The sequence below is a fragment of the Comamonas sp. Z3 genome (assembly GCF_008121565.1).
In the GTDB taxonomy this organism is placed as follows: Bacteria; Pseudomonadota; Gammaproteobacteria; order Burkholderiales; family Burkholderiaceae_C; genus Comamonas; species Comamonas brasiliensis.
The window spans coordinates 92,250-111,731 of record NZ_VOQU01000007.1 but is presented as its reverse complement, the minus strand read 5'-3'; the positions used below and the strand labels follow the sequence as shown (position 1 = coordinate 111,731).

The following is a 19,482-nucleotide window of genomic DNA, read 5'->3' as shown; positions in this document are numbered from 1 at the left end:
GCTCGGGCGGCCTAGGCGGGCAGGGCGTGCAGGGGAATATCCCTGTCCTGGGCCAGCTGCATCAGCTCAGCACAGCTGCGCGCGGCCAGAAACCGGGCCACGCCCTGATGGATCTCGGGCTTGCGCATATCGGTTGGGTGGCTGAGCAGCAGGTCCGCCGCTTCGCTCAGGCGCTGGGCAAAGTGAGGCTCCAGCGCGGCCACGGCCACGATGCCGTCGGCGCAGGGGTAGATGCGGTAGCCCGCATGGGCGCCGCCGACATCGCCCGCGGGCTGGGTCAGGCCCCAGTGCCAGGGCAGGGCCAGCCATTGCGCGGCCTGGGCCAGTCCGACTTCGCGCAGGATGCCGCGTCCGCTGCGGCTGCTGACCAGCACGGCCTGGAGCACGGCCTCGCTGGCCATCAGCGCCCCCGCCATATCGGCAAACAGGCTGGGGGGCAGGGCGGTGCTGTGCACGAGGCCCGCTTCGGCCTGATAGGTGAGGTCGTGGCCGGGAACATTGGCCAGCTCGCCCGCGCTGCCGACCACGCGCACCAGCGACAGTCGCGGGTAGCGCTGCTGCAGGGCTTCCCAGCCCAGGCCCAGCTTGCTCAGGGCAGAAGGACGGAACGAGGTCAGCAGCACATCGGTTTGCGCCAGTTGCGCATGCAGGCTGGCCTGACCTTCGGCGGTCTTGAGATCGGCCTGCAGGGTTTGCACCTTGTCATGCATCTGCGCGTAGGCATCGGGACAGTAGAGGCCCATGGGGTCGGCGCTGCGGCCTGCGCCGGGGGCCAGGGGCTCGAGCTTGCGGCAATCGGCTCCCATGCCGGCGCAGCGCCACAGGGCGGCGGGGCCGGGCAGGTTCAGAGCCAGGCTGAGTATGCGAATTCCTTGCAGGGGCTGAATCTCGGTGCTGGGCATGAGTGGGAGTATTCCTTGTCTGGACTTGCGCAAACCAGGGTGCATCAGGATGGCTTGCTAGAAGCGAAGCCCTTGCCTGAGCCGATTGGCACCGGTCGTGCTTGTGCAACTGCAGTTGTAGTGCAAGCGGGGCCCTGGTGCTGGCACTTTCAGGACAGTCTGTTGCGCTGGCGATGCTTTCAGGCGCTGTTGCGCTGTGGCAAGCTTGCCCTATCTGTAAAAAAAACGCCCCTAGGGGCGTGTTCGATTGACCGAGATGCGTAGACGTACGCTTTTGTCCCTGGGCGCAGCCTCCGTGCTGGCCGCCGGCGGGGGCTGGAAGGCTTTTTCCATGAACTCCACTTCTTCTTCCCTGTTGCCCGAGCAGCTGCTGCAGAAGCTCAAGCCCTCGCCGCGCATGCCGGTGATGTTCCTGGGCCACGGCAGTCCCATGAATGTGATCGAGGACACGCACTGGCGCCAGAGCTGGAAGGCGCTGGGCCAGGAGCTGACGGCCAAGGGCATTGCGCCGCAGCTGATTCTCTGCGTCTCGGCCCACTGGCTGACCGAGTCCGACTGGGCGCTGACCGGCATGGCCCAGCCGCGCACGATTCATGATTTCGGCGGCTTTCCGCAAGAGCTGTTCGATCAGCAATATCCGGCTCCCGGCGCGCCCGAGGTGGCCATGCAGCTGGCGGCCGAGCTGCATTCGCCGCTGGACGGATCGGCGCTGCTGGTGGACCAGAAATGGGGCTTCGACCACGGCACCTGGTCGGTGCTGCTGCCCATGTTTCCCGAGGCCAGCATTCCCGTCATGCAGCTGAGCATGCCCTATGGACTGGCGCCCGAAAAGCATTTCGAGATGGGCCGCCAGCTGCGCGCGCTGCGCGACCGCGGCGTGCTGATCGTGGGCAGCGGCAATGTCGTGCACAACCTGCGCGCCATGCAGCGCGGTGCCAGCGACAACCAAGCCTATGACTGGACGATTCAGTTCGACACCGAAGTGCAGCAGCGCCTGGACAGCGGCAATCTGGCCGATCTGAGCACCTTCCTGGGCTGGGGCCCGCAGGCCCGTCTGGCCCATCCCACACACGACCACTATCTGCCCCTGCTGTATGCGGCAGGGGCGGTGCAGGAGGGCGAAGCGCCGCGCGTGTTCAACACGGCCTACCAGTATGCGGCGCTGTCCATGCGCTCGGCCATCTGGGGATTGAGTGCATGATATGATTTTGATAGCTTGATGCGTTTGTTTTAAAATGGTTTTAGATACTTTTGTATCTGAAAACTATATGGATAAAGCGCTAGCAGCTATCAAATATTGATCTGGCACTGAAGCTGGCACCGAAGCGGCCATAAAAAAAGAGCAAGGGACTAAAAGTCCGTTGCTCTTTTGCTTTCAGGGACCAGGCCCTGCATCGCGCGCTTAGATCACGGCGGCGATGGCCTTGCAGACATAGTCGATGTTCTTGCTGTTCAGCGCAGCCACGCACATGCGGCCGGTATCGGTGCCGTAGACGCCGAATTCGGAGCGCAGGCGCACCATCTGGTCCTTGGACAGGCCGGAGTACGAGAACATGCCGATCTGGGTGGTGATGAAGGACATGTCTTGCTGCACGCCGGCAGCCTTCAGACCGTCAACCAGCTTCTGGCGCATGGCCTTGATGCGCACGCGCATCTCGCCCAGTTCCTTTTCCCACAGAGCGTGCAGCTCGGGGTTGTTCAGCACCGCAGCCACGACGGCGCCGCCATGGGTGGGAGGGTTGGAGTAGTTGGTGCGGATGACGATCTTCAGCTGCGACAGCACGCGAGCGGCCTCGTCCTTGTCGGAGGCCACCACGGACAGGGCGCCCACGCGCTCGCCGTACAGGCTGAAGCTCTTGGAGAAGGAAGTCGAGACAAAGATGTCCAGGCCGGCGGCCACAAACTTGCCGATCACGGCGCCGTCTTCGGCGATGCCGTGGCCAAAGCCCTGGTAGGCCATGTCCAGGAAGGGGATCAGGCCCTTGGCCTTGACGACGGCAATCACTTCATCCCACTGAGCGGCAGTGATGTCGTAGCCGGTGGGGTTGTGGCAGCAGGCGTGCAGCACGACCACGGTGCCGGCGGCGGCGGCGTTCAGGTCGGCCAGCATGCCGGCGAAGTCGATGGAGCGGGTCGCTGCATCGTAGTAAGCGTAGGAGCCGACTTCAAAACCTGCGTTGGTGAAGATGGCCTTGTGGTTCTCCCAGCTGGGGTTGGAGATCAGGACCTTGGCGTTGGGGTTGAGCTTCTTCAGGAAGTCGGCGCCGATCTTCAGACCGCCGGTGCCGCCGATGGCTTGCACGGTGGCCACGCGGCCGGACTTGACCACGTCGGACTCGGCACCGAACACCAGGGCCTTGACGCCGTTGTCATAGGCGGCGATACCGTCGATAGGCAGGTAGCCACGGGCGGTGGGCTTTTCCATCATGGCCTTCTCGGCGGCCTGCACGCACTCCAGCAAGGGCAGCTTGCCGTTGTCGTCGAAGTACACGCCCACGCCCAGATTCACTTTGTTGGGGTTTGCGTCAGCAGCAAATTGCTCGTTCAGACCCAGGATGGGGTCGCGGGGGGCCATTTCGACGGCGGTAAACAGAGACATGAAAAAATCCTTGAGGGATGGAAATAAGTCAGGTCACCCCCAGCTATTGCTCCGAGAGCGTTTGACGGACAGGGCATTGCCCGGTGCTCGAAAAAACGCATCAGCCTAGGTTAGGCTTGAGGGTTGGGCTGCCATTCTACTCGCGCTTACCCTATGCGTCATGGACATGAGATCATGCAAGAACAAAATATGACTGCCGAGCCGCAAGGCCGTTTCGTGCAATATCCGGACTCGCCGTTCGAGCTGTTCCAGCCCTATCCGCCCGCTGGAGATCAGCCCGCGGCCATCGAAAAACTGGTCGAAGGCGTCAATGACGGCGAGTCCTTCCAGACGCTGCTGGGCGTGACGGGCTCGGGCAAGACCTTCACCATGGCCAACGTGATCGCGCGTCTGGGCAAGCCGGCCATCGTGTTTGCGCCCAACAAGACGCTGGCGGCACAGCTGTACTCGGAATTCAGGGAGTTTTTCCCGAAAAATGCGGTCGAGTACTTCGTCAGCTACTACGACTACTACCAGCCCGAAGCCTATGTGCCCCAGCGCGACCTGTTCATCGAAAAGGACAGCGCCATCAACGAGCACATCGAGCAGATGCGCCTGTCCTGTACCAAGAGCATCATGGAGCGGCGCGACGTGGTGATCGTGGCCACTGTCTCGGCCATCTACGGCATCGGCGAGCCCGAGAGCTACCACCGCATGATCATGACGCTGCGCGCGGGCGACACGCTCAACCAGCGCGACGCGATCGCGCAGTTGATCCGCATGCAGTACCAGCGCAACGACCAGGATTTCTCGCGCGGCACCTTCCGCGTGCGCGGCGACACCATCGACGTGTTTCCGGCCGAGCATTCGGAGCTGGCCGTGCGCATCGAGCTGTTCGACGACGAGGTCGAAAGCCTGCAGCTGTTCGATCCGCTCACGGGCCGGGTGCGCCAGAGCATTCCGCGCTTCACCATCTATCCCAGCAGCCACTATGTGACGCCGCGCGACAAGGTGCTGGCGGCCGTGGAGACCATCAAGGAAGAGCTGGCCGAGCGCCTCAAGCAGCTCGTGGGCATGGGCAAGCTGGTGGAGGCGCAGCGCCTGGAGCAGCGCACGCGCTTCGATCTGGAAATGCTCAGCGAAGTGGGGCACTGCAAGGGGATCGAGAACTACACGCGCCATCTCTCGGCCTCCCAGCCCGGCGATCCGCCCAGCACACTGACCGACTATCTGCCGCGCGACTCCATCATGTTCCTCGATGAGAGCCATCAGATGATCGGCCAGCTCAACGCCATGTACAACGGCGACCGGGCGCGCAAGACCACGCTGGTGGAATATGGCTTTCGCCTGCCGTCGGCGCTGGACAATCGCCCGCTCAAGTTCGAGGAGTTCGAGCAGCGCATGCGCCAGGTGGTTTTCGTCTCGGCCACGCCCGCCGAATACGAAAAGACCCATGCCGGGCAGGTGGTGGAGCAGGTGGTGCGTCCCACGGGCCTGGTCGATCCCGAGATCGAAGTGCGGCCGGCCATCCACCAGGTCGATGACGTGTTGCAGGAGATCCGCCAGCGCGTGGAGCTGGAGGAGCGCGTGCTCATCACCACGCTGACCAAGCGCATGGCCGAGCAGCTGACCGAATACCTGACCGACAACGGCGTGAAGGTGCGCTATCTGCACTCCGATGTGGACACGGTGGAGCGCGTGGAAATCATCCGCGACCTGCGCCTGGGGGCCTTTGATGTGCTGGTCGGCATCAACCTGCTGCGCGAAGGCCTGGATATTCCCGAGGTCTCGCTGGTGGCGATCCTGGATGCCGACAAGGAAGGTTTTCTGCGTGCCGAGCGCAGCCTGATCCAGACCATCGGTCGCGCGGCGCGCAACGTCAACGGCAAGGCGATTCTCTATGCGGACCGCATCACCGAGTCCATGAAGAAAGCCATCGGCGAAACCGAAAGACGCCGCGAAAAACAGATGGCTTTCAATGAAGCCAACGGGATCGTGCCCAAGCAGATTGTCAAGAGGGTGAAAGACCTGATTGATGGTGTCTACAGCGAAAAGAGCGGCAAAGAGGCTGAACGCCTGCAGGAGCAGGCCCTACAGCAGGCACGTGTCGAGGACATGACAGAGAAAGACATCGCCAGGGAGATCAAGCGTCTGGAGAAGCAAATGCTCGAGCACGCCAGGAACCTGGAATTCGAGCAGGCAGCGCGTGTGCGAGACCAGCTCTCGCTTCTCAAGCAGCAATTGTTCGGCGCGGCGCCGTAGGAATATTCCTTCGCAACTCTCAGGGTTATTACGTGAGTGCACGCTGTTACCCGACAAAATTGATGGGGAATGTGATATACTCGCGTCAAACACTCAACAACAAACTTCCCTCACAGAAGGGCTCTGAACCTAATCACAGGACGGAGTAAGGGCGGAGACTGTGCTCGTCTAGGTACTGTGACCAGGCGTGCGTTTCTGTAACGAACAATCCTGACTGAAGGAGCTCGTATGCGTCTTACGACCAAAGGCCGCTTTGCGGTCACCGCGATGATCGACCTGGCACTGCGCCAGAACAATGGCCCCGTGACCCTGGCTGCCATCAGCCAGCGTCAACAAATTTCGCTGTCCTATCTGGAACAGCTGTTTGGCAAGCTGCGTCGCCACGAACTGGTGGAATCCACCCGTGGCCCCGGCGGCGGCTACACGCTGGCCCGCAAGGCAACAGACATCACCGTGGCCGACATCATCGTCTCGGTGGATGAACCCATTGATGCGACCCAGTGCGGTGGCAAGGAAAACTGTCTGGGCGAAGCCGGCCGCTGCATGACCCATGAACTGTGGGCCGCACTGAACCAGCGCATGGTGGAATTCCTGGACTCCGTCACGCTGCAAAAGCTGGTGGACGAACAACTGGCCAAGGGCATCCAGATCGAGGACAAGCCCGTGGTGCGCCGCGCCATCTCCACTGCGCCCGTGGTCAAGCCCATCCGTGTGAACGCACCGAACTCGGTGTTCGCCCTGGGTAACGCCTTCGCGAAATCCTGATCCGCAGCCGCTCGAGCAGTGCTCGCGCGGCGACAACAGGATCACTCTGAAGCCCGACTCCGATAGTCAGGGCCTGGATACATGCATGGCTGTGCGGCATGTTTTCTCGCCCTGATGGCACCACAAGGTGCATCGATTCCTCACGATTTGTCAGCCAAAAACAAGACGAGCCAGTCATGGACATGACCCCGCACTTTCCCATTTATCTCGACTACGGTGCAACCACTCCGGTGGACCCCCGCGTGGCGGACGCCATGATTCCCTGGCTGCGTGAACATTTTGGCAATGCCGCATCGCGCAGCCATGCCTGGGGCTGGGAAGCCGAAGAAGCTGTCGAGAAGGCCCGCAAGCAGGTCGCCGATCTGATTGGTGCCGACCCGCGCGAAATCGTCTGGACCAGCGGTGCGACTGAGTCCGACAACCTGGCCATCAAGGGTGCAGCGCATTTCTACCAAGGCAAGGGCAAGCACCTGATCACCGTGAAGACCGAGCACAAGGCTGTGCTGGACACCATGCGTGAACTGGAGCGCCAGGGCTTTGAAGTCAGCTATCTGGACGTGCAGGAAAACGGTCTGCTGGACATCGAGGTGTTCAAGGCGGCGATCCGCCCCGACACCATCCTCGCCAGCGTGATGGCCGTGAACAACGAGATCGGTGTGGTTCAGGACCTGAACACCATCGGCGCTCTGTGCCGTGAAAAGGGCATCATCTTCCACGTCGACGCCGCTCAGGCTTCGGGCAAGATGGATCTGGACATGCAGACCATGCCCATCGACCTGATGAGCCTGGCTTCGCACAAGACCTACGGTCCCAAGGGCATCGGTGCGCTGTATGTGCGCCGCAAGCCGCGCGTGCGCCTGGAAGCGCAGATGCACGGCGGCGGTCATGAGCGCGGCATGCGTTCGGGCACGCTGGCAACCCACCAGATCGTGGGCATGGGCGAGGCCTTCCGCATCGCCAAGGAAGAGATGGCCAAGGATATGGCACACGCCCGTGCACTGCGCCAGCGTCTGCTCGACGGTCTCAAGGATCTGGAGCAGGTGTTCGTGAACGGTGATATGGACAACGGTGTTCCCCATTACCTGAACATGAGCTTCAACTTCGTCGAAGGCGAGTCGCTGATCATGGGTATCAAGGGCTTGGCCGTGTCCTCGGGTTCCGCCTGTACATCCGCCAGCCTGGAGCCCAGCTATGTGCTGCGTGCCCTGGGCCGCAGCGACGAGTTGGCACACAGCTCTTTGCGCATGACCTTTGGTCGCTTCACAACGGAAGAGGAGATCGACTACGCGATCAAGTCGATCCGCGAAAACGTGCTGAAGCTGCGCGAGCTGAGCCCCCTGTGGGAGATGTACAAAGACGGCATCGACCTCAGCACTATTCAATGGGCTGCACACTAAGCACAGATTACAAAGAGTTCAAGAGGTAGACACCATGGCTTACTCCGAAAAAGTTGTTGACCACTACGAAAACCCCCGCAACGTTGGCTCGTTCGACAAGAGCGATGACTCCGTGGGCACGGGTATGGTGGGCGCGCCCGCCTGTGGCGACGTGATGAAGCTGCAGATCAAGGTCAATCCCGCCACTGGCGTGATCGAGGACGCACGTTTCAAGACCTATGGCTGCGGCTCTGCCATCGCCTCGTCTTCGCTGGTGACCGAATGGGTCAAGGGCAAGACGCTGGACGAGGCTGCGGCCCTGAAGAACAGCCAGATCGCCGAAGAGCTGGCGTTGCCCCCGGTCAAGGTTCACTGCTCCATCCTGGCCGAAGACGCCATCAAGGCTGCCGTGAACGACTACCGCGCAAAGCGCACTGCAACGGAAGCCTGAGGCCATGGCCATCTCAATGACCGAGGCGGCTGCCCGTCATGTGAACCGCTATCTTTCACGTCGCGGCAAGGGGATTGGCGTGCGCCTCGGCGTGAAGACCACGGGTTGCTCCGGTCTGGCTTACAAGCTGGAGTATGTGGACGAGGTTCAGCCCGATGACGTGGTGTTCGAAGACCATGGAATCAAGGTGCTGATCGACCCCAAGAGCCTGGCCTATATTGACGGCACGGAACTGGATTTCGTGCGCGAGGGCCTGAACGAGGGCTTCAAGTTCCACAACCCCAACGAGCGTGATCGCTGCGGTTGTGGTGAGAGCTTTAGAATCTGACTCCCCCTGAGCCGCTTTGCGGCTTCCCCCAGAGGGGGGCGACACCTTCGCCGCAAGGCGGCTTTTGCTTGGTGTCTCTGGCCTCTTGGTCAGCTCCCTGGTTTTGAGTAAAGGAAGCCGCCTCAGCTTTGCTGCAGGCGGTTTTTTAATGCCATGAATCTGCAATCTGACGACTTTGAATTGTTTGGCCTGCCGCGCAAGTTTGCACAGGAGCGCAGCCAGATCGACGCACGCTGGAAAGAGCTGCAGCGCGAGGCGCATCCTGACCGTTTTGCGGCGCAGGGTGCGGCCGCGCAGCGTGTGGCCATGCAATGGTCGGTGCGCATCAACGAGGCCTATCAGCGCCTCAAGGACCCGCTCAAGCGCGCGGCCTATCTGTGCGAGCTGGCCGGCGCTCCGGTGCGTGCGGAAGACAACACGGCCATGCCTGTGGCATTCCTGATGCAGCAGATGGAGTGGCGCGAAGCGCTGGAGGATGCTGTCGGCGAGCAGGAGCTCGATGCGCTGGAGGCCGAGATGCTCGCCGCCAAAAAGCAGATGCTTGCCGAATGCGGCCGTTTGCTGGACGAGGCTGGCGATGCGGTCGCTGCCGTGCAGCAGGTGAGAGCCCTCATGTTTGTTGCGCGATTTGCGCAAGATGTGGATCGCCGTCGCGATCAACTGGGACAATAAGACCCAGAGCAACGCTTTGTGCCCATGGCGCATGGCGTATCCATCTTGAGCGGGCCAGCCACGCTGGCCTCAGACGTTTCAAAAGAAGAATTTCATGGCGCTTTTGCAGATTTCCGAGCCCGGCCAATCCCCCGATCCCCATCAGCGACGCATTGCCGTGGGTATCGACCTGGGCACCACGCACTCTCTGGTCGCCGCCGTGCGCAATGGCGTGGCTGAATGCCTGCCTGACGATCAGGGGCGTGTGCTGCTGCCGTCGGTGGTGCGCTACATGGAAATGGGCCGCCGCCAGATCGGCTTCGATGCCAAGGCCGCTCAGGCGCAGGATGCCACCAACACCATCAGTTCGGCCAAGCGCTTCATGGGGCGCAGCCTGGCCGATATCGAGTCGCCCGAGAAGCTGCCTTATCGCTTCAAGGCCGAGGACGGAGGCGTTATCTCCATCGAGACTGCGGACGGCGCCAAGACGCCCGTGGAAATCAGCGCCGAAATCCTGGCGACCCTGCGTTTCCGCGCCGAAGACACGTTTGATGACGAGCTCTATGGCGCCGTCATCACCGTGCCCGCGTACTTTGACGATGCCCAGCGTCAGGCCACCAAGGATGCGGCCAAGCTGGCCGGCATCAATCTGCTGCGCCTGATCAACGAACCCACGGCGGCAGCCATTGCCTACGGTCTGGATAACGCAGCAGAGGGGGTCTACGCCGTCTACGATCTGGGTGGCGGTACCTTCGATATCTCGGTGCTGCGCCTTGCACATGGCGTGTTCGAAGTGATCGCCACCGGCGGCGACTCGGCACTGGGTGGCGACGACTACGATGACGCGCTGGCAACCTGGGTCGCGGAAAAGACTGGCACGCAACTGGAGTCGGCAGCAGACAAGACCGCCTGGCGTATTGCCGCGCGCCATTGCAAGCAGGCTTTGACTGATTCTGAAACTGTAGCGTTTGCCGCTGATGTTTCCTCGGGCTCAGTGTCATTTGATGTCAAGCGTGAGGAATTCATTGCGCTGACTGCTCACTTAACCAGTAAGAGCCTTGCGGCCGTGCGCCGCGCGCTCAAGGATGCAGACCTGGGCCGCGATGAGGTGCAGGGCGTGGTCATGGTTGGCGGCTCCACCCGCATGCCCCAGATTCGCCAGGCCGTGGCCGATTTCTTCGGCAGCGAGCCGCTGACCAATCTCAATCCCGACGAAGTCGTGGCGCTGGGCGCTGCCATTCAGGCCAATCAGCTGGCCGGCAACAATACTGCCGGCGATTTGCTGCTGCTGGACGTGATCCCGCTGTCGCTGGGCGTGGAAACCATGGGCGGCTTGTCCGAGCGCATCATCACGCGCAACGAGACCATTCCCACGGCCCGCGCACAGGACTTCACGACCTACAAGGATGGCCAGACTGCTCTGGCCATTCACGTGGTGCAAGGCGAGCGCGACCTGGTGGCCGACTGCCGCAGCCTGGCGCGTTTCGAGCTGCGCGGCATTCCGCCCATGGCCGCCGGTGCGGCGCGCATCCGCGTGACCTTCACGGTCGATGCCGATGGCCTGCTGTCCGTCAGCGCCAAGGAGCAGACCAGCGGCGTCGAAGCGCATATCAACGTCAAGCCTTCGTACGGCCTCTCCGACGACCAGATCGCCCAGATGCTGCAGGACGGCTTTGCCACGGCACAGGAAGACATGAAGGCCCGCGCCCTGGTCGAGGCCCGCGTGGATGCCGATCGCATGCTGCTGGCCACGCAGAGCGCGCTGGACGCGGATGGCGATGTGCTCGGCGCCGAGCAGCGCGACAGCATCGACGGCCTGATGACGGCGCTGCGCGCGGCCGTCGCCAGCGATGATCCGGCCGTCGTGGAAGGCGCGACGCAGGCCCTGGCCAAGGGAACCGAGTCATTTGCGGCCGAACGCATGAATCGCAGCATCCAGCAGGCGCTGGCCGGCAAGAGTGTCAACACCATTTAATTCATAAACAGAACAATGCCCATCATCAAAATCCTTCCTCACGCCGAGTACTGCCCCAACGGAACAGAAATCGAAGCTCCCGTCGGCACTTCGATCTGCGAAGCCATGCTGGACAACGGCATCAATATCGAGCATGCCTGCGACATGAGCTGCGCCTGCACGACCTGTCATGTCATCGTCAAGGAAGGCTTCAACTCCCTGAACGAGGCCGAGGAAGAGGAAGAAGATCTGCTTGACAAGGCCTGGGGCCTGCAGCCTCAGTCGCGCCTGTCCTGCCAGGCCATTCTGGCGCGCGAGAATGTGACGGTGGAGATCCCCAAATACTCCATCAATCACGCCAAGGAAAATCACTGACCCCCTGAGCGGCTTTGCCGCTTCCCCCTCTCTCTTCGGGAGGGGGACGACAGCCTCGCTGCGCGGCGGCGCTTGCTTGCTGTCTCTGGTGTGGTCGACGCCAGTTTTTGAAAATAGGGCGATGTGAGCGCCACAGTTAACGGAGAGAAATTGAATGTCGCGCCAAATTGTTCTGGATACGGAAACCACCGGTCTGTCGGCCATCGATGGCGATCGCCTGATCGAGCTGGGCTGCGTGGAGCTGGTGAACCGAAAGCTCACCGGCAACAATCTGCATCTGTACTTCAATGCGGGTCGCGACAGCCACCCCGATGCCCTGCGCGTGCACGGCATCACGACCGAGTTCCTCAAGGACAAGCCGCGCTTCGAGGAAAAGATCGACGAGATCTGGGAGTATCTGCAAGGCGCAGAACTCATCATCCACAATGCGCCGTTCGACCTGGGCTTTCTGAACAACGAGCTCAAGCTGGCCAAGCGTCCGCCGCTCAAGCAGTGCGTGGGGGGCGTCATTGACACTCTGGTCATGGCCAAGGAGATGTACCCGGGCAAGCGCAACTCGCTGGACTCGCTGTGCGATCGTCTGGGTGTCGACAATTCCAACCGCACGCTGCACGGAGCCTTGCTCGATGCGGAGCTGCTGGCGGATGTCTACATCAATCTGACGCGCGGGCAAGATGCCTTGCTCATGTCGGAGGAGCCTGCAGATGCCCCCGCGGCCGGGACGATGATCGTTGCCTCGGTGGACCTGAGCAGCTTCAGGCTGCCGGTGCTGCGTGCCAACGAGCAGGAGCAGGCTGCCCACGACGATGTTCTCAAGCAGATGGATAAATCCAGTGGCGGCAAGACCGCTTGGCGCAACTTTGAAAATGTGAGCGCCAATCCCTGATACAATAACGTCCATCGGGTGATTAGCTCAGCGGTAGAGCACTGCCTTCACACGGCAGGGGTCACATGTTCGATCCATGTATCACCCACCAGGTATCAAACCCTCTTGAATCAATGATTCAAGAGGGTTTTTTGTTTCGGGGTGCGGGTTGCATTCATCCCGTTGATATATGCCGAGCTGCGGTGTTCGGGCTCGCACGCAAGCCGTTGGGACCTGGCGGGCGCCATGTGCTCAAGAGCATGGCTCGGTGGCAGAGCGTCTGCTCGGCCTCAGCAGCTTGGGCAGTGGCAGGCAGTCAGTTGCCGGTGATGCGGCGCACGGCCGAGAAATACCAGGCATCGGGCAGGCAGCGCAGCAGACGCATCCAGCGTGTGAAGCGGCGCGGGAAATTCATCTCGAAGCGTCCCTGGGCCCAGCCTTGCAGCATATGCCGGGCAGCCTCGTCGGCGTCTATCAGGGCCGGCATGCTGAAGCGGTTCTGTGCCGTCAGCGGGGTATCGACAAAGCCGGGGTTGATGATGGATACACCCAGGCCCCGGTCGTGCAGGTCCAGATAGAGGTTCTCGGCGAGGTTGTTGAGTGCCGCCTTGGTCGGGCCGTAGGCCAGGGACATCGGCAGCCCGCGATAGCCGGCCACCGAACCGACCAGTGCCAGATGGCCTTGCCCAGCGGCCAGCAGCATAGGAAGCACGGCATCGAGCAAATGCAGGGCGCCGCCATAGTTCACGGCCAGGTGGTGCTGCATCTCGGACAGGTCGAACTCCGTGGCGCGCAGGGGCTTGTAGCGGCCTGCGCAATAGAGAATCAGGTCCGGAGCCTTGCCGCAATGAACCTGCACCGCCCGGGCTGCTGTAGACAGGGCATCGGCATCGGTCACGTCCAGCGGCAGGGCCAGACAGCCGTCGTGGCTGCGCACGAAATCCTGCAGCGCGTCGTCTTGGCGCGCAGAAACGATCACTGTGGCTCCCTGCCTGTGCAGCGCGTCGGCCGTGGCGCGACCTATGCCCGAGGAGGCTCCCAGAATCCAGGCCGAGCGACCCTGCCAGTCGCGCAGTGGCGGGTTCAGCCGTGCACAGAGCAGTGACATGATCTTCACTCCTTGACGATGGCAAGCGTCACATCGCCCAGATGCAGGCCCAGCTTGCTCATGGCGGTGCGGTTGAGCAGGGTGCGTCCGTCGATCAGGTACATCCAGTCATCCATGCTGACATTCCAGACTCTTCCATTCACGGGCAGGGCCAGCACATAGCTCCAGCGGATGGCATTGCCAGCGCTCTGGCCCTGGGCTTCTCCCACCACGTCGTCGGCACGGCCGCTGTAGCGCCCGTCGCCCAGATGACGGATATGCCAGACGCGTTGCTGCGTGCTGCCGTCGCTGTAGACAAAGTGCTCGTCCAGCGTGCCCTCGTCGCCCTTCCAGGTCCCTGTCATGCGCACGGTGAAGCGCTTGACCACCTTGCCCGAGCGGTCCGTGAACATGCCGTGCGCCGTCAGCGGCCCGTTGAAGTACTGGCGCAGGTCCAGTTGCGGCTGCTCCTTGGCATAGTCCTGCACGGAAGGGCCGGCACAGCCAGCAAGGCTCAGCGCCAATGCCGCGCCCAGGCAGGCACGCCGCAGCGGCGAAAACGAGGTGGAGCGGATGATGTGGCTCATATGTGCCTCCAGGAAGAATGCAGACGCTCGGCGCGCCAGAGCAGGGCCGCTGCTGCGAGCTTGAGCAGGCAGGGCAGGCCGCCATAGGCCCAGGCCAGCGCCTGCAGGCCTGCGGGCTCGCTGGCACCGCTGCGATAGCCGGCTGCCGACAGCAGGGGCAGGGCCAGGCCCGCCGCCAGGGCCAGGTTGAGCTTGGTGGCGCAGGTCCACCAGCCCAGGTAGCGGCCTTCGCTGCGGCCGCCTTCGCCGGACTCGTGAATCACGCCTGTGAGCAACGCACCTGGCAGGGCCAGATCCGCGCCCAGGGCCAGACCGCTGGCCAGGCAGATCACGGCAAAGGCCATGCCGTCGCCTTCGCCCAGCCAGGGCGTGAAGCCGAAGGCCAGCACGCTGGCCAGCATGCCGGCCCGCCAGCAGGGTGCCAGACCCCAGCGTGCGACGGCTTTCACCCATAGCGGCAGGCCCAGGGCTGCAGCGCCGAAGAAGCAAAGCAGCAGCAGCGGCTGCAGTTCCGAGGCCTGCAGCCGGTCTGCCACGAAGAAAGGCAACAGGGTGGCGGGAATGGCGGCAGCCACCCCATTGACCATGAAGATAGCCAGCAGCCGCCTGAAGCCTGCATTGGCCCATGGGGAGTTGGCAGGCCCGGTCACGGACTGCGGCTGTTGCTGTGGTGGAACCGGGGTCTTGAGCCGCAACAGGCCGGTCAGGCCCAGCACCAGACCCAGGGCGAGAAAGCCTGTGGTCGCATCCAGTCCCAGCCAGGCCGGCAGCATGCTGGCCAGCAGCACGCCCGTCAGGCCGGCTCCTTCGCGCCAGGCCGTGACACGCGCACGCCAGGTGGGCTCACCGCCCCAGCGCGTGCCCCAGGCCTGGTGGAGGATGACGAGCACGCTATAGGCCAGCGTGCACACCAGCAGGCTGCAGGCAAGCCAGCCCAGCATGCCCGTCGTGTCCTGCGCATCGAAAGGCGGATGCCAGAGGGCACCGAAGCCCAGCGCCATCAGCAGACTGGCCAGGATCGCCGCACTGGCGGTGCAAACCACGCCTTGGCGCAGAAGGCGGTCGACCCAGCGGCCGACGGCCGGGTCGAGCAGGGCGTCGAAGGCCCGTGTGGCCAGCAGCACGGCGCCCAGTCCCGCCAGCGGAGCGCCTGCCACGCTGGCGTAGTGGTAGGGCAGGTTCACATACAGCGGCAGGGAGGCGAAGGCCAGCGGCGCGGCCAGAGCGCCATAGGCCAGGCCTGTGCGCCAAGGCAGGAGGGGGGCGGTGGCCGTATGTGAAGCCATGAGATGCTCCGCTGGCGCTCAGCCAATGCCCAGCAGCGAACTGCGCATGGCAGGGGCCGAAGTCTGCGGCGACAGCCAGATGCCGAAGAACAGGCGTGCATACTCTGCATCGCGCAGCTGCGCGGTCTGGCGGCCGTTGTGGAAGAAGCGCACTTCGCCCTGGCCGTCGTTCAGGCCCAGCAGCCTGTCCTGGGCCTGCACGTCGGGGAAGGCCTGTTTCATCAGCTCCAGCCATTGCCGGGCCTGCTCCTCGGTGAAGCTGCCCACCCTGCGCATTTCGGCGATGGAGCGTTCGGCAATGGCCATGCCCTCGAGCTTGCGGTCATAGACCAGCTCCAGCGCAAACGGGTGTCGGGCGTAGTCTCCGGGAGGGAAGCCGGGAGCGGCCCACAGCCGTGCCTCGTAGACACGCAGACCGAAGAAGCGCAGCACGCCTTTGCCGACCAGGCGACCGGCAGGCAGGGTGCTGCGCAGTTCAATGGGGAGATCTGCTGTCGTGGTCATGGCGTGGGTCAGCTTGGACATGGCGGTCAGTGAAGGGACAAGAGCGCAGGCAGCGCCCCAGGCCAAGGCCTGGCGGCGGTGCGCGCGGGGTTGAGGGGCTGTCATGACAGAGGCCTGCGCAGGGTGAACTGGACGACATCGGTGTTGCCGGTGTCGAAGGCCGCTTCGCAATAGGCAAGGTAGAAGCGCCAGATGCGTACAAAGCGCTCGTCAAAGCCCTGGGAGCGAACGGCGTCGAGCTGGTGCTCGAAGGACTGGCGCCAGCGGCGCAGCGTTTCCGCATAGTCGCCGCCGAAGGCCAGGTGATGCTCGACCACCAGGCCGGCACGCCGTGCTTCCTGCTCGAAGGCTGAAACGCTGGGCAGCAGCCCGCCCGGGAAGATGTACTGCTGTATGAAGTCGGTGGAGCGAAGATAGCGAGCGAACAGGTCTTCGCGCAGCGTGATGGTCTGTATGCAGGCCAGGCCTCCGGGCTTGAGACAGTCGCGCAGTGTCTGGAAGTAGCCGCGCCAGTATTCGCGGCCCACGGCCTCGAACATCTCGATGGATACGATGGCATCGAAGGGCTGGCGGGCATGCAGGGCAGGCAGGTCGCGGTAGTCCTGGTAGCGCAGCTCCACGGCATCGGTCAGACCGGACTGCCGCATGCGCTGCTGCCCCCAGTTCAGCTGCTCGCGCGACAGCGTCACGCCCGTGACCCGGGCGCCGAATTCGCGCGCTGCCGCCTCGGCCAGGCCGCCCCAGCCGCAGCCGATCTCCAGCAAGCGCTGGCCGGGCTTCAGCCGTACCTCGTCCAGCGTGCGCCTGAGCTTGGCCTGCTGGGCTGCCTGCAGGTCGGCTTGTTGCAGCGATTCGCCCGTGCGCCCCTCAAACCAGGCTGCGCTATAGCTCATGCCGGGGTCCAGCCACAGCTGGTAGAAGTCATTGCCCAGGTCGTAGTGGGCGTGAATGTTTCTGGCGCTGCCGGCCCGCGTATTGCGCTGCAGCAGGTGACGCAGGCGGTAGCCCAAGCGGCCCCACCAGCTGCCGTAGATCAGGCTTTGTACATGGTCGCGGTTGGACATGCACAGCCGCAGCAGTGCCGCCAGGTCGGGGCTGTCCCATTCGCCGGCGATATAGCCCTCGGCCAGGCCGATGTCGCCCGATTTCAGGGGGCGCTCCAGCGCCTGCCAGTCGCGTAGCACGCAATGTGCGTCGGCGATGCCGGATGCTGAGCGCATCTGAGGCAGGTGCAGCAGGCGACCGTCGGGCTGCTCCAGGTCCAGCTGCCCGCGGGGCAGGCATTCGAGCAAGTTCAGCACACGGCGTGCCCGCGCAGGCGTGCGGCGCGGTGCTGCGGCGGCGGGGCTCAGCAAGGGGGCGGCGGTGGTGTTCATCGTGTGACGAAGCGCTCGGGCTCGGTGGGTTTGCCATGGAAGGGCAGGCGCTTGGCCCAGAGGCGCAGCGCCTGCCAGTGGATGCGGGCGATGACGCCCAGCGTCATCAAAGGAGTGCCGAAGAAGGCGCGGCGCACGGTGGCCGCGTCCAGCGGATGCAGCGTGCCACCCACGCTGGTCTGCAGAAGCGGGCCGTTTTCGTCATGCAGATCCACGCGAGCCAGGGTGCGTTTCTCGCTGCGCTCGAAGCGGAAGCGGTACTCGCCCCGCACTTCGCAGAACGGCGAGACATGGAATTGCTTGCGTGCCACCTGCTCGCGGCCCCAGGCCAGGTCAGGGCCGGCCAGCAGATAGGCATGGCGCTCGCCAAAGGTGTTGTTGACTTCCGCCAGCACGGCGGCCAGGGAGCCATCGCTGCGGTGGGCATACCAGAAGCTCACGGGCTTGAAGACATAACCCAGCACGCGCGGGAAGGTGTGCAGCCAGATTTCGCCGTCGGCATCGTCAATGCCTTCGCTGTGCAGCAGTTGCTCGAGCCAGTCCAGGGCATCGGCTCCGCCATCGCCGTGGTCACTGTCGTGAAAGCTGATCCACCCGAGCCGGTTGCGCCGCAGCGCGGTATCGGTGTGCATGCGCAGGCTGCGCATCGGCAGCATGAGGAAGTAGCCCGAATATCGGAAGGCATGCTCGACGGGCCGCAGACGGCGATGCCAGACATGGCCGAAGCCGATGAGCGGCCGGGCGTTCATGCCGCCCCCCTGATGGCAGGGCTGGCGGTCAGCCTGGGCAAGACGTCCAGCAGGCCATCGGCCGCATCGAGCCCTGAACGCAGGCCATCCTCGTGAAAGCCGTAGCCACACCATGCTCCGCAGAACCAGGTCCGGCGCTGGCCTTGCAGAGCCGCGACCTGGCCCTGGGCCTCGATGGCCGCCAGGTCGAAGACTGGATGGCTGTATGCAATGCGCGCGTGAACCTTGCTGTCGTCGATGGGACGCACCGGATTCAAGGAGACCATCACGGGCTGCTGCCACGGCAGAGGCTGCAGGCGGTTGATCAGGTAGTGCAGGCAGACGCCTGTCCGGTTGCGCCCCGCATCGGCCGCGCGTTCGTAGTTCCAGGCCGCCCAGGCTGCCTCGCGGCTGGGCAGCACGCTGGCATCGGTGTGCAGCACGGCCTGATTGGGTTGGTAGCGTATGGCACCCAGCACGCTGCGCTCCTGCGGCGTGGCGTCGAGACCGAGCAGGCGCAGGGCCTGATCGCTGTGGCAGGCCAGTACCACGGCATCGAAGTGCTCCGTGCCATGCGCCATCTGCAGCAACACGCCATGTTCCACGCGGTGCAGGCCCAGCACGGGCGCGTTCAGACGGGCCTCGTGGCGGCCATCGTGCTGCAGCGCGGCCACCATGCGCCGCACGTACTGGCGCGAGCCGCCCCGCACGGTGTACCACTGGGGCCGGTCGGAGACCTGGATCAGGCCATGGTTGTGACAAAAGCGGATCAGCGTGGCCACGGGAAAGCGCAGCATCTGATCCGTCGGGCAGGACCAGATGCAACCCATCATGGGCAGCAGGTAGTCCTGCCGGAATGCGGTGCCGAAGCCGTGCTCATCCAGAAAAGCTTCGATGGAGCTGCGCAGGCCGGCCTCGTCGCCTTCCCGGGCGATGCCTGTGGCCAGACGATTGAAGCGCAGGATCTCGGCCAGCATCTTCAGAAAACGGGGGCGCAGCAGATTGCTGCGCTGCGCGAAGACTGCTCCCAGTGAGCTGCCGCTCCACTCGAGGCCGGCACGCCCGTCGGCCAGGGGAACCTGTACCGAAAACGACATCTCGGCGGCCGCCGTAGGTACTTGCAGCTCTTCGAACAATTGCGTCAGAAGCGGATAGGTGCGGTGGTTGAATACCAGAAAGCCGGTGTCTACACCCTGGCTCACGCCATTCAGCGTCATATCGACGGTGTTGGCATGCCCGCCGAAATGGTGGCCCGCTTCCAGCAATGTCACGCGATGCTGGCCAGGCGCGCCTGCCATACGGCGGGCAGCGGCCAGCCCCGCAACCCCAGACCCTATGACTGCAATGCGATGCATGGGAATGCCTTTCCTGGTTTATCAGTTCGTTTGCACCAGGAAGGTCAAATCG

General features: G+C 63.5%; 19 protein-coding genes and 1 tRNA gene. 11 read left to right on the top strand and 9 right to left on the bottom strand.

Annotation, left to right across the window (positions count from 1 at the left end; all coding sequences use genetic code 11):
- Positions 1–11: 11 nt before the first annotated feature.
- On the bottom strand, positions 12–902 hold the full coding sequence (locus FSY59_RS20210) for a CoA transferase (RefSeq protein WP_148729523.1): 891 nt from the start codon (positions 900–902) through the stop codon (positions 12–14).
- A 274-nt stretch (positions 903–1,176) separates the two neighbouring features.
- Here FSY59_RS20210 and ygiD point away from each other — a divergent pair, with 274 nt between their 5' ends.
- On the top strand, positions 1,177–2,103 hold the full coding sequence (gene ygiD / locus FSY59_RS20205; protein ID WP_148729657.1) for a 4,5-DOPA dioxygenase extradiol: 927 nt from the start codon (positions 1,177–1,179) through the stop codon (positions 2,101–2,103).
- Between the two features lie 201 nt (positions 2,104–2,304).
- On the opposite strand, the gene FSY59_RS20200 is transcribed toward ygiD, so the two are convergent.
- Entirely contained in the window at positions 2,305–3,501 is a 1,197-nt protein-coding gene (locus tag FSY59_RS20200) for an amino acid aminotransferase (RefSeq protein WP_003054209.1), read from the bottom strand.
- A 174-nt stretch (positions 3,502–3,675) separates the two neighbouring features.
- On the opposite strand from FSY59_RS20200, the gene uvrB reads away from it, so the two are divergent.
- From uvrB to FSY59_RS20150, 10 genes are all read left to right on the top strand, one after another.
- Positions 3,676–5,742: an excinuclease ABC subunit UvrB gene (uvrB, locus tag FSY59_RS20195; protein ID WP_148729522.1), complete on the top strand. Its 2,067-nt coding sequence runs from the start codon at positions 3,676–3,678 to the stop codon at positions 5,740–5,742.
- 228 nt (positions 5,743–5,970) lie between these two features.
- Entirely contained in the window at positions 5,971–6,507 is a 537-nt protein-coding gene (iscR, locus tag FSY59_RS20190; protein ID WP_003054211.1) for a Fe-S cluster assembly transcriptional regulator IscR, read from the top strand.
- Positions 6,508–6,683: 176 nt separating this feature from the next.
- Positions 6,684–7,904, top strand: a complete 1,221-nt coding sequence (locus tag FSY59_RS20185; RefSeq protein ID WP_029158470.1) for an IscS subfamily cysteine desulfurase — start codon at positions 6,684–6,686, stop codon at positions 7,902–7,904.
- 34 nt (positions 7,905–7,938) lie between these two features.
- The gene (gene iscU / locus FSY59_RS20180; protein ID WP_003054213.1) at positions 7,939–8,334 is read left to right on the top strand and encodes a Fe-S cluster assembly scaffold IscU; all 396 of its coding nucleotides are present in this window, start codon (positions 7,939–7,941) and stop codon (positions 8,332–8,334) included.
- A gap of 4 nt (positions 8,335–8,338) precedes the next feature.
- Entirely contained in the window at positions 8,339–8,662 is a 324-nt protein-coding gene (iscA, locus tag FSY59_RS20175) for an iron-sulfur cluster assembly protein IscA (RefSeq protein ID WP_003054214.1), read from the top strand.
- A gap of 153 nt (positions 8,663–8,815) precedes the next feature.
- Entirely contained in the window at positions 8,816–9,334 is a 519-nt protein-coding gene (hscB, locus tag FSY59_RS20170) for a Fe-S protein assembly co-chaperone HscB (protein ID WP_019042865.1), read from the top strand.
- A 94-nt stretch (positions 9,335–9,428) separates the two neighbouring features.
- Positions 9,429–11,288 (top strand): Fe-S protein assembly chaperone HscA, encoded by a 1,860-nt coding sequence (gene hscA / locus FSY59_RS20165; protein WP_148729521.1) that lies wholly within the window; start codon positions 9,429–9,431, stop codon positions 11,286–11,288.
- A 15-nt stretch (positions 11,289–11,303) separates the two neighbouring features.
- Entirely contained in the window at positions 11,304–11,642 is a 339-nt protein-coding gene (gene fdx, locus FSY59_RS20160; RefSeq protein ID WP_003054218.1) for an ISC system 2Fe-2S type ferredoxin, read from the top strand.
- A gap of 154 nt (positions 11,643–11,796) precedes the next feature.
- On the top strand, positions 11,797–12,528 hold the full coding sequence (dnaQ, locus tag FSY59_RS20155; RefSeq protein WP_003054219.1) for a DNA polymerase III subunit epsilon: 732 nt from the start codon (positions 11,797–11,799) through the stop codon (positions 12,526–12,528).
- A gap of 16 nt (positions 12,529–12,544) precedes the next feature.
- Positions 12,545–12,619: transfer RNA gene (locus tag FSY59_RS20150), tRNA-Val, on the top strand.
- 204 nt (positions 12,620–12,823) lie between these two features.
- Here FSY59_RS20150 and FSY59_RS20145 read toward each other — a convergent pair.
- Genes FSY59_RS20145 through FSY59_RS20115 form a run of 7 tightly spaced genes read right to left on the bottom strand, consistent with a single transcriptional unit; the run spans position 12,824 to position 19,430 of the window.
- Positions 12,824–13,615, bottom strand: a complete 792-nt coding sequence (locus FSY59_RS20145) for an SDR family oxidoreductase (protein ID WP_148729520.1) — start codon at positions 13,613–13,615, stop codon at positions 12,824–12,826.
- Between the two features lie 5 nt (positions 13,616–13,620).
- Positions 13,621–14,181: a DUF3833 domain-containing protein gene (locus tag FSY59_RS20140; RefSeq protein WP_003054221.1), complete on the bottom strand. Its 561-nt coding sequence runs from the start codon at positions 14,179–14,181 to the stop codon at positions 13,621–13,623.
- A complete protein-coding gene (locus tag FSY59_RS20135; protein ID WP_148729519.1) occupies positions 14,178–15,467 on the bottom strand; it encodes an MFS transporter in 1,290 nt (429 codons plus the stop codon). Before FSY59_RS20135 ends, FSY59_RS20140 begins: the two co-directional genes overlap by 4 nt.
- 18 nt (positions 15,468–15,485) lie before the next feature.
- Entirely contained in the window at positions 15,486–16,076 is a 591-nt protein-coding gene (locus FSY59_RS20130; RefSeq protein WP_148729518.1) for a hypothetical protein, read from the bottom strand.
- Positions 16,073–17,347, bottom strand: coding sequence for a cyclopropane-fatty-acyl-phospholipid synthase family protein (locus tag FSY59_RS20125; protein WP_003054224.1), 1,275 nt, complete (start codon positions 17,345–17,347; stop codon positions 16,073–16,075). Before FSY59_RS20125 ends, FSY59_RS20130 begins: the two co-directional genes overlap by 4 nt.
- Positions 17,344–18,096 (bottom strand): DUF1365 domain-containing protein, encoded by a 753-nt coding sequence (locus FSY59_RS20120; protein ID WP_148729517.1) that lies wholly within the window; start codon positions 18,094–18,096, stop codon positions 17,344–17,346. The genes FSY59_RS20125 and FSY59_RS20120 overlap by 4 nt, the downstream gene beginning before the upstream one ends.
- The gene (locus FSY59_RS20115) at positions 18,093–19,430 is read right to left on the bottom strand and encodes an NAD(P)/FAD-dependent oxidoreductase (protein ID WP_003054227.1); all 1,338 of its coding nucleotides are present in this window, start codon (positions 19,428–19,430) and stop codon (positions 18,093–18,095) included. The genes FSY59_RS20120 and FSY59_RS20115 overlap by 4 nt, the downstream gene beginning before the upstream one ends.
- Between the last annotated feature and the right edge of the window lie 52 nt (positions 19,431–19,482).